Source organism: Psychrobacter sp. W2-37-MNA-CIBAN-0211, assembly GCF_040309405.1.
Lineage (GTDB): Bacteria > Pseudomonadota > Gammaproteobacteria > Pseudomonadales > Moraxellaceae > Psychrobacter > Psychrobacter glaciei.
Window position 1 is genome coordinate 1 of sequence record NZ_JBEOOU010000222.1, and the last position, 270, is coordinate 270.

The 270-nt window shown below is 43.3% G+C and carries 1 protein-coding gene; it reads right to left on the reverse strand.

Annotated features, from left to right (window positions below):
• Positions 1 to 79: 79 nt before the first annotated feature.
• Positions 80 to 270 (reverse strand): DUF924 family protein (locus AAEY72_RS14995; RefSeq protein WP_352311356.1); only part of this gene is annotated, 191 nt, incomplete at its 5' end.

The window sequence follows — 270 nt, forward strand, 5'->3', positions numbered from 1 at the left end:
CCAATAAAGCTGATTGCCCGGTGTTAGTGGTTAAATAAAATCGACATTTATCGTTTATGTCGTGGTGATTTTCGTCTGCTTAAAAGCGAGAACCGGGTTGAGTTAAAAATGTGAGTTCGGCAGCCGTAGACTCGCGGCCTAATAAGGCATTGCGGTGTGGATAGCGATTAAATTGAGCAATAATCGCTTGGTGTTGTCGCTGGCTGCGTAAATTGTCGGGTGCATATTGTTCAAATAAAGGCAAAGCTTGCTGGTGGATCACTATTGATT